This window comes from Streptococcus mitis (assembly GCF_002096755.1).
Lineage (GTDB): Bacteria > Bacillota > Bacilli > Lactobacillales > Streptococcaceae > Streptococcus > Streptococcus mitis_AC.
Map to the genome: position 1 here is coordinate 135,019 of NZ_NCVF01000021.1, position 8,559 is coordinate 143,577.

An 8,559-nucleotide genomic window follows, 5' to 3' on the forward strand; every position below is an offset into this window, starting at 1 on the left:
TTGAGTATAACTCTAAAAACACGAACATTACTCTTTGTTCAAAAATTGATCCAAATAATAACGTAGATAACTTTTCTTGCCTGTAATCATCTGTAGGCGACCTTCCACCCCATACCGAAGTTTTTCTGCCTGCTCAGCAGTCAGATCGGTCTCAGCCTCGATTTTAAAGAAATTCCCTTTCTCAGTCTTAGTAGCTGTCGCATCAATACTTGTAATAGTAGAATCTAGGAAAAGTTGATTCTTAGCATCATGAGTCGTAGTATAGCGAACAGAGTCCCCAATCTTGACTCTTGCTACATCTTTTGAACTAAGATAGGCTGTAAGTTTGGCTTTCCCTTCTTTTTCCAAGGAAGGATAGAGTTGGGCTAGCAGGCTTCCCTCTGCAACCATGGTAGAATCACTGGTCTCAGGATTAAGGTGAAGCACCCCATCTTCACTTGCCGTAATTTTCCCCTTGTCTAAAAGATTTCCCTGTACCTTCTTACCTGATTCTGCCTCTAAGATCTTTTGGTCTAAAAGAGTCAATTCCTGACCAACCTTAGCCAAGTGTTGTGATTTAAGGGATTCCAATTGACTGCTTAAGCCAGACGCATAGGCTTGCTGGGTACCTGAACCTGCATACTGAACACGGTAAGTAGCAAGACTAGATTCTAACTGAGAAAGCTGCGCTTCAACCTGCGCCACTGCCTGAGCCTTAGCTTGCGGATTTTCCTCCCCCTGAGACTTGTAAGACTGGTAGAGAGAGTAGGCTAGATTCTGACTGGCCAAGGAAACACCTGTTTCAATAGCTGACTTAGCTGTCTGGTAATCGCGAATTTTAGCCTCTGTTTGACTGATGAGGTTGCCGATTTCAGCTTGGGTTTGACTAGCTGCTGCATTCTGGGACGCGATGGTCTCATTTTGTTGCGATGTACTAGCCCTAAGACTGCCTGCTTGGCTGATGTAGTCGCGAAAGGTGGCTTGGTAGCCAAACTTATCCTCCTCTGGAAAGTAATCCGTCCCTTCTTGCAGGCTCTTTTGCAAATACTCCAATTGCTTTTTTTGATCCTTGAGCATGTCCAACTGACTAGCATAGGACTCCACTTGGACACCCTCTGCCCCTTCCTGATATTGAACCAGAAGATCCCCTTTCTTAACCAGCTTATTTTCTTCCAAATGATTGACAAGAATACGATTGTTGCTAGTTGACTGGATATTTGCAAGGATGCGACTAGGCTCAACAGTAGCTCTAGTAGACAAACTCATCTCCTTCTCTGCCAAAGTTACAAATCCAAGTAAAAACACGAGCAGAAGGGACATGGGGACAATCACCCGACTGGAAAAATTATGGTAACGGCGATTATAAAACTCCGCACTTTCTAAAAATTCTGGTTTCATTCTCTCCTCTTTCTAGCTATTCACCAAATGGGCGTAAAATCCACCCTGTGCAAGCAAATCAGCATGATTTCCTTCTTCAACAATCTTGCCCTGATCCAAGACAACAACCTTCTCTGTCCGCTCTGCAATAGTCAAACGGTGGGCAATGAAAATCAAGGTCTTGTCTAAAGCCATAAGATTATCGACAATTCGCTTCTCTGTCAAAATATCCAAACTGCTAGTCGCCTCATCCAAAATCAAGACAGGCGCATCTGTCAAGAGAGCACGCGCCAGAGCGATTCGCTGCCGTTGGCCACCTGAAATTCCTGCCCCATCCGAAGTCAATTCTGTCTGGTAATTCAGTGGCATGCGCTCAATATCCTCCCGAATCTCTGCCAATTCCACCGCCCGTAAGATATCCTCTTGAGTCGTCCCCTCCTTGGCTCCAAGGAGAAGATTCTCCAAAATCGTTCCGTTAAAGACATAGGGCTGTTGAGGCAGGTAGTTGATATACTGACGCAGAGCCTTTTTATCAATCTGATTGAGATTGACACCACCCAGACTAATCTCTCCCTGACTTGGATCGTAAAAATTAACCATCATCTTAGCCAAAGTCGTCTTACCTGACCCTGAAATCCCCACAAAAGCCACCTTAGACCCTTGGGGAACGGTTAAATTGATATCCGACAAGACATCTCGACCATAGCCATACTTGTAGGAAACCTGCTTGAAGGTCATCTCTCCCTTCATCAAGCTCAGATCCTCAACTGTTTTCTTCTCCTCAAACTCAGAAGCTACCAGATAAACCTCATTCAGACGGTTATTGGCAACCTGCGCTGTCTGAAGCTTGGTTTGCAGATTGATGATATTTTCCAAAGGATTGGTAAAGTAAACAAGCAAGGTATTATAGGTAATCAACTGTCCCAAACTCATCTTGCCATCCATGACCAGAACAGCCCCCATCCAGAGAATGCCGACATTGAGCAAGAGATGGGCAACTTTTTTCAGAGCCTTTTGCTGACTCTCTGCTCGACTATAGGTAAAGGATTTTTTCAGATAATCCACAAATTCCTTGTCAATCTTTTGATAACGCTGACTTTCACTGGTCAAGGACTTAATAGTCTCAATACCATTGATGTCCTCGATGATAGAAGAAGACAGAACCGCATTGGCTTCCATGGTGTCTCGATTCATCTTTTCAAATGGCTTCATAAAGGCAAAGATAATCACTGTGTAGATAGGAAGTGCCAATAAAGTCATGAAAAAGAGATTGGTATTTTGTGAAAATAAAACAAGAGAAATAATGACAACCGTTGACACATCTAGGAAAATCGAAAGAATGGTCGAAGCCAGCGCATCGATGATACTGTTAGCATCTGTAAAACGAGACACGATTTCCCCTGTCCTGCGTGTCGCGAAAAAGGACATAGGCAGGTGAAAAACATGCTTGATATAGGACAAAATCACATCAATCGATAAGCGTTGCCCCAAAACAAGTAAGAGATACTCCTGAGCGTAAGACAAGATCTGCTGGAGGATATAGACGATAACCAGCCCAATAGAAATAATCCCCAGAGTCGAACGCATCCGATCTGGCACATAGGTATCAATGATAGACTGCAGATAATAAGAACCCACAATGTTAATCAAGGTTACCAAGAGTGTTGCCAAAACGATATTGGCAATCAAGCCACGCTGCTTCACTAATATAGGGATAAAAGAGAGCAGACCATTCTTTTGATCCTTATGAGGCTTGTAGTCTGGACTAGGTGCCATAAAAAGCGTCACTCCTGTCCATTCTTCCGCAAAACGCTCACGTGGCAGTTTGGTCAATTTCACCCCAGGATCTGGATCGGCAATATGAATGTTGTCCCTGTCCTGCCCAGTCACCACATAGTAGTGGAGCAATTTCCCTTCCTTAAGCACATGAGCAACAAAAGGAAAGGTCAAATCTGGCAAGTCAAAGAGCGTCATATCCGCCTTAATGGCCCGCGTCTCAAAGCCAATCTCCTCTGCCACCTTGACCAAGCCCAAAGCCGTTGTCCCATCCATGGTTGTCTTGGCCAATTCTCGTAAGTGAGCCAAAGAATAGTAACTACCATAGTAGCCAAAAATCATGGCTAATGAAGCTACACCGCAATCCATCTGATCTACCTGCGGACGATAGTGACGTTTCCCAAATTTCATATTCATCTCCTTTTCCTAAACTCATCTGATAACAACTATCTTACCCCAATTCCCAAACAAAAACTGGACTTCCTCCCCAAATGCGCCTATCTCCCTCCCAAATGCACTTTTGGGATAAAAAAATAGGCAGAACAAACGTCATGCCTACTAAAAATATGCTATTGAAAGGAAATTGATTTTTTACTGACACCCTAGGCAAGCTTGGAACAAATAAATCATTGATGGTAACATTGTGACATCCTATTTATTACTTCAATTTCTAATGTCCCTGCTATTTCTAAGCCACCTCTGGTATGATCTATTCCTAGTCAGAATAGATAACACCGTTCTAAATTACGATTCATAGTTACTCCTTTTAAACTCCAATGTGATGCATTCTGAGATTATACTCTAGGCATTTTCGGAGCAGACTAACAAGTCATTCTTAACTGCTCACCCTACTTGCTTTTTATTGATCTTATATCCTAGATAAAAGAGCCCAAATAAAACGGGGTAAATTTCTGGATAAAATAGGGTATTGATTGGATTTTTCAAAATCAAATACGTTGCGATGTAGATTATGAGCGATACGATAAAATAACCCTCAGCAAAACCTAATAAAAATGTTTTCATGCTAGACTCCTATTTACCTGACAAGAATAGCGGAAAAACGCTACCATTCTCATGCACAAAATCCTTTAGATTCATGTTCTTCATTTATAATTTTGATTATTTTTTGACAAATCTTTGCGAAAAATACCAAAATATCCTGCGAAAAGCAAACCAACCAAAGTCCATTGCCAATTAAAGGATACTAACGAACCTGTACGAATCACATGAAGCGCGAGATTAAGAGTTATTCCCAATAAAGGAAATATAGTGGCTAGTTTAGGTAACAATGTATTAAGATTCAGATTGCGGTTATTCATTATCTAACGCCCACGACGAGCCAAATCTGAACCAAATGTGTAACCAGCCCCAAATGCGCCAAATGCAATAGCACTTAGGCCAAATATAATCGAAATAGGTTCAATTCCTCCTTCAATTACTTGCAAATCTTTCTCATCAACTACTTGAAATTTATCCATTCTTTTCTCCTTTACTTCTATATAATAAAATGAATACCATTAAAAATAATGAAATTGTTGGTATATTAAAATCATCAAACCATGTAGGTAAGGGTAGCTTATTCACATCAGCTACCAACCTGATAATTGTATAAGATATTGAACTAAGTAATACCATAAGCTCAGGCCAAATCTTCAGCATTAATTTAACAAATCTCATATATAAATCCAAAATTATGGTCGATTAGCATAATATCCTGCAGCTATGCCGGCACCTGCTGAAGCTGTAGCAAGCGCAGCTACACCTCCAATTAATTTCCAACTAATAACTACACCACCAATAATAATTGGTGCAATCCCCCCATCCACATCCATCAACTCTTCTTCTGTAAGAGCTACAAAGTTCTGTTCCATTTTGTCAAAATTTGTCATCTTTTTCTCCTCTTGTTCTATTTTTTCTAAATCTTATCCTCTAAAAAATGGAGTTCCAATAAATACACTACGTAACAATAAACCTGTAATTAAACCCCGTTGATAACTTTCCTTGCTACCACCCACCAGCAAAGCTAAGTCGCTTTCCTTTAATACTTCAATAGTACACTTATCATTCATTTCATTCATCGCTTATCCCCTAAAAACCTAAACCTCTACGAAATCCAACGTACCAATCTGCAAGTGTCTTCGTCCAATTTTCTCCACCTTGAATATCGGTCAATTCTTCCGAAGTCAGCTCAACAAATCCATAATAATGTTCTTTCATTATTTTATTCCTTTCTTTTTTCCCTCTCACTTATCTATTCGAAAAACAATCCGAAAATGAACAACTAAATTAAATTTTATTTAAAAAATAATTTAAAAAACCACGGATACAAGATTGGTAGATACATGAACTAGGCTCCTTTCTTTTTCCTCTCACTTATTTATTCGAAAAAAATTTCGAAAATGTACAACTAAATTAAAGTCTATTTAAAAAATAATTTAATAAACCATGGATAGAAAATCGGTAGATACATAAACTATGCTCCTTTCTTTTTCCTCTTACTTATCTATTCGAAAAAAATTTCGAAAATGAACAACTAAATTAAATTTTATTTAAAAAATAATTTAATGAACCACGGATACAAGATTGGTAGATACATAAACCAAACTCCTTTCTGTTTCCTCTTACTTATCTATTCGAAAAAGAATTCAAAAAAATAAGAATATCAGAAAATTTTCCGACATTCTTATTGATAAATTCATTCAAATCTAACAGATATTAGACATTGAGGTGTTTTTTGAGTGTTCTTCTGGCTGTTCGTGATACGGGGAAATGCAAGCCTTCTAACAGGGTCACTTCTGTCGCAGTCATCTCTTCAATGGCCTGTAAACTAACTAACGTATTGCGATTGGCATAGACAAAGTAATCTTTTTCAGCCTTGGCAGCGATATCCTTGAGACTGCCGTAAATGGTCTTAATAGAATGATTGGCATAATAGACCTTGATACGGTGGGATTCCACTGAGGTTTCAAAGGCTAAAATCTCATGGTAGGGCAGAGTAAAGCCCCGTCTCCCCTCAAAACTATAGGTAAAGAGACGCATATTTTCCCTCTTATCCACTGCCAGTACATAGTCCAGACAGCGCTCCAGCTGATGACGGTAATCCTCCTCAGGCTGATCCTTGGAAATAAAATCCAAGGCAGACAAGTGGTAGCGAAAAGCTAGAGGCAAGGCCTCCGAGTGCGTGGACACAAAGACAATGCTTGTAAAAGGATCCCGCTCCCGAACCTGTTGAGCAACCTGAAAGCCCCGTTCACGCTCTCCATCAATCTCTAAATCCAATAAATAGAGTTGGTAATGGTCAAAATACTGAGAATACTTTTCAACATCTCCATAGTTTTTGGCAATATCAATTTCTAATCTTAAATTGCGAGAGCGACCAATATCTAGTAAAGTCTGCTCTATCCGTCCTTGCTGGACTCTATCATCTTCTAAAACTAAAATTCTCATTCCTCTCCCCCTCGTTTCTCATCCTTAAATGGCAATTCTAAATCTTGTCTAAAGGTCGTTTCTCCTAGCTGGGTATCTAAGTTCAAATCATAATGAAAAACCATATCCTCCAAGGTCGCTAAGCCCAGTCCACTGTGGCTTTCCTTGGTCGAGTAACCCTTTTGACTGAGAATGCTGGGGTTCAGTTCTTCTTTCTTACGAGTGTTTTCAATGATAAAACGAACACTCCTATCACCTGCCAACAAAGCAACCCAAATCTGCGGATTTTCAGCCTCACTGGTTGCCTCCAAGGCATTTTTAGTAAGAATAGATAGGATACGGATAGCCTCCAACATCGGCAATGCCAGCTCTTCAACAACCCCCACTGTCTCCAAACTAAAATGAATCCCCTGCTTATCTGCCACAATCATGACTTTGGCCAAGGTATTACGAATGGCTATGTCATGGATATTGTGAAGATTAAAGGCTGTGTAGTCCGCCTTCCTCAGCTTTTCATTGGTCTTTAGAAAAACATCTTGATAAATGGTAGACACCTCAGCCATATCTTGATTCGCTATGGCAGGCTCCATGCTAGCGACAATTCCTGCAAAATCATGACGGAAACCTCGAACTTCGTCATAGAGATGACCCAACTTATCCACCATTCCTTGCAAGGAACGATTTTCATCTTCCTGTCTCTGAATGGTCTGCTCATCACGATAAACCTGCTCCAAATGCTTAATGTAAAAAAGCCAAGAGAAAAAGAGAATGAAAATCAGGAGAGAAATGGTCGTGTCAAATCGAACGTAGAAAGGATTACATCCCCCAGACATAATGGATGAAAAAAGTCTGAAACCAAACAATAAGGATAAAATCCACATACTTTTCATCACTAACGATTGAAATTTATCTAAAAATAATATATTGAAATCAATTCCCCATCGTCTTAAAATGACAACAGACAAAAACAACGAAATCAAACTAAATACAGAATTAAATCCACTATGCAAAAAATCAGATAGTTCAGAGTAGTCAAATATCAATCGTATTATAAATGTCAAAACCAAATATCGAATACTTTGATAAAACACAAATAGATAAAGTGCAAGAAAGAGAGCTTCTTTCTTCTTTTTCTTTAACACAATCCAAAATATTATATAAAAGAATAATAAATTGGCAACATGCGAGAAACTCGGAAAAACGAAGGTAGTAAATAGCTTCAAAACTACCAAAAGAAATATAGAACGTTTGTCATAAAATGCTTTAGAGAGTTGACTACCTAAATAAATCGGAGGAGCTAAAATATTGATTAAAATCAATATAAACAATAAAAATTCAAGTAAAATAATCATAAATCCGTTTAATTAACCCATTAGTAGCAAAACACTAGCTTTGCTTTGGGAATAGATATCACCAACTGTAAATATCTTCAAATTGTTCCAATTCTACAAATGTATTTTTCATTTTCATGACAAACTCCTTTTCATAATTTTATATCCTCTCTATCCCCTTATAAATCCACAAAAGGCTTTAGTTTCTTTTAAAATATAAGAAATCTAAAGCCTCTTGAAAATGATTTGTACGTTTTATTTTTTATATTCGTTGTGAAGATTGCTTATCTATTTATTTTACCACAAGAACCTTGTAATATTCATACTTATTTGGCTGTGTAATCTTAATTTTTTGACCATAGAAACCATCGATTTCTTTATCGCGATAATCTATAAATCTTGATGGCAAGCGTTTCATCTTAAGAACTTCTCCAGATTGGTCTGCATATACAAGTAAGTGATAGTGGGTTGTAGCCATACCATCATCAATCAGTACAAAGTAACCTGTTTTGAGCTTACCTTGTCCATTATCTAAATAGTATAGTTTATTGTTATTGATTGTGAAGTTATCCAATCGAAGTCGTACACCTGGGTCTTCTAGATAAAGATCATTGCCAACTTTTTTGATTTCTGATCTAGTTGTCATCTCTGGAAGTGGTAATACTCTACG

At 38.9% G+C, this 8,559-nt stretch carries 10 protein-coding genes and 1 pseudogene; all 11 read right to left on the reverse strand.

Annotated elements, in window-relative coordinates; all coding sequences use genetic code 11:
- Positions 1-27 precede the first annotated feature (27 nt).
- On the reverse strand, positions 28-1,377 hold the full coding sequence (gene comB, locus B7700_RS04430) for a competence pheromone export protein ComB (RefSeq protein WP_049499430.1): 1,350 nt from the start codon (positions 1,375-1,377) through the stop codon (positions 28-30).
- Between the two features lie 12 nt (positions 1,378-1,389).
- Entirely contained in the window at positions 1,390-3,543 is a 2,154-nt protein-coding gene (gene comA, locus B7700_RS04435; RefSeq protein WP_084887389.1) for a peptide cleavage/export ABC transporter ComA, read from the reverse strand.
- A 432-nt stretch (positions 3,544-3,975) separates the two neighbouring features.
- Complete coding sequence (locus B7700_RS04440) at positions 3,976-4,155, reverse strand: hypothetical protein (protein WP_084887391.1); 180 nt, start codon at positions 4,153-4,155, stop codon at positions 3,976-3,978.
- 80 nt (positions 4,156-4,235) lie between these two features.
- Positions 4,236-4,451 carry a bacteriocin immunity protein gene (locus tag B7700_RS11295; RefSeq protein ID WP_080673747.1) on the reverse strand — a complete coding sequence of 72 codons (216 nt, stop codon included), beginning with the start codon at positions 4,449-4,451 and terminating at the stop codon, positions 4,236-4,238.
- 3 nt (positions 4,452-4,454) lie between these two features.
- On the reverse strand, positions 4,455-4,610 hold the full coding sequence (locus tag B7700_RS04450; protein WP_000357248.1) for a smi_0061 family bacteriocin-like peptide: 156 nt from the start codon (positions 4,608-4,610) through the stop codon (positions 4,455-4,457).
- Between the two features lie 213 nt (positions 4,611-4,823).
- Complete coding sequence (locus B7700_RS04460; protein ID WP_000180818.1) at positions 4,824-5,021, reverse strand: class IIb bacteriocin, lactobin A/cerein 7B family; 198 nt, start codon at positions 5,019-5,021, stop codon at positions 4,824-4,826.
- A 33-nt stretch (positions 5,022-5,054) separates the two neighbouring features.
- Positions 5,055-5,210 carry a hypothetical protein gene (locus tag B7700_RS04465; protein WP_049499436.1) on the reverse strand — a complete coding sequence of 52 codons (156 nt, stop codon included), beginning with the start codon at positions 5,208-5,210 and terminating at the stop codon, positions 5,055-5,057.
- Between the two features lie 10 nt (positions 5,211-5,220).
- Positions 5,221-5,349 carry a smi_0059.1 family bacteriocin-like peptide gene (locus tag B7700_RS04470; protein WP_049499438.1) on the reverse strand — a complete coding sequence of 43 codons (129 nt, stop codon included), beginning with the start codon at positions 5,347-5,349 and terminating at the stop codon, positions 5,221-5,223.
- 498 nt (positions 5,350-5,847) lie between these two features.
- Positions 5,848-6,579 carry a response regulator transcription factor gene (locus B7700_RS04475; RefSeq protein WP_001221869.1) on the reverse strand — a complete coding sequence of 244 codons (732 nt, stop codon included), beginning with the start codon at positions 6,577-6,579 and terminating at the stop codon, positions 5,848-5,850.
- Positions 6,576-7,439 carry a GHKL domain-containing protein gene (locus B7700_RS11300; RefSeq protein ID WP_239822549.1) on the reverse strand — a complete coding sequence of 288 codons (864 nt, stop codon included), beginning with the start codon at positions 7,437-7,439 and terminating at the stop codon, positions 6,576-6,578. The genes B7700_RS04475 and B7700_RS11300 overlap by 4 nt, the downstream gene beginning before the upstream one ends.
- A gap of 742 nt (positions 7,440-8,181) precedes the next feature.
- Positions 8,182-8,559: pseudogene (locus B7700_RS04485) on the reverse strand (N-acetylmuramoyl-L-alanine amidase family protein); the annotation flags it as partial.